We start from the raw sequence: 1,241 nt of genomic DNA, 5'->3' as shown, positions 1-1,241 counted from the left end.
GTCAGCTGCGTCGGATATTTTGCAGCCGTGTATTTTATATTGCTGTTGGGTGACTTGTGGCGCCTTCGTTCGGTCAATCCGCTTGACCTGTGGAAGGCAGTAAATAAGCGGGAAAAGGAACCGCGCGGCTCATGGCTTCTGGGAATTGCCGGCGTCATCGCACTTGGATCGGGGTATGCGATTGCAGTCAGAATGAAGGCTTCGATGGATGCCGTAACGAGCTTCATGCTGGCCGTAATCCTTGTCGTAATCGGAACTTACCTGGTTTTCATCGCATTTTCGATCATCTTCTTGAAGATGCTCAGAAAAAACAGGAACTTCTACTATAAGCGCAACCATTTCATCTCAGTTTCGGGGATGATCTACCGCATGAAGCAGAACGGTGCAAGTCTTGCTTCAATCTGTCTGCTTCTGACGACGGCGCTCGTTGCAATTGTGACGACCGGTACCCTTCGTCTTTCACAGGAAGCGACAGTCATGCTTTACAATCCGTACGACGTGGTGATGACCAAGAAGACGCCGGTCAGTCATGCTGACAAGATGACGATTCAAGGCAGGGCAAAGGACAATCATGTCACGGTCGGAAAATATGTCAATATGATGATGACCGAACCGCTTTACGGCAATTTTTCAGGCAGCACCTATCATGTCAGCAGGAAAATCGCCATGAACACGGAAAACCAGATGATTGCAGTGCCCGTAGCCGATTACAACCGAATTCAAAGGCAAAACGTGCATCTGGCGAAGGACGAGATTCTGATGTACTCTTCAAAGGACGGATACGACAGGAACCGTCTCACAATCAAGGGGAAGACTTACAGGGTACGTCACATTGACAGCTTTGACTTCTACTTCGACTATCAGCGGACGGTCTTCAAGCCAATCTTTGTTTTTGCAAGGGACAGGAAGGTTTGCGAGCAGATTTCCGGAAAATGGCTTTACGCAATGGGGTACGACATTTCCGGAAAGAAGTCTGACCTGAAGAGATACACGGCAGGACTGGGTGACAAGTTCACGGCAGTCGTCAAGAAGAACGGCCAGGAGGATCCTTACATGGACTCATTCACTGACCGTCCTTCGGTTTCAGAGCTGTTCAATCAGCTTTTCGGCGGACTCCTTTTTATCGGAATCTTCGTCAGCATCGTCATGCTGATCGCCACCGTCGTCGTCATGTACTACAAGCAGGTTTCGGAAGGCTACGCAGACCGGGACCGTTTCAGGACCATGCAGCAGGTCGGATT

At 49.7% G+C, this 1,241-nt stretch carries 1 pseudogene; it reads left to right on the top strand.

What is annotated here, in order from left to right:
* Positions 1 to 1,241 (top strand): annotated as a pseudogene (locus tag V7Z60_RS10225) (FtsX-like permease family protein); the annotation flags it as partial.

This window comes from Ligilactobacillus sp. (assembly GCF_036846325.1).
Lineage (GTDB): Bacteria > Bacillota > Bacilli > Lactobacillales > Lactobacillaceae > Ligilactobacillus.
This window is presented reverse-complemented; position numbering and strand designations above follow the sequence as displayed.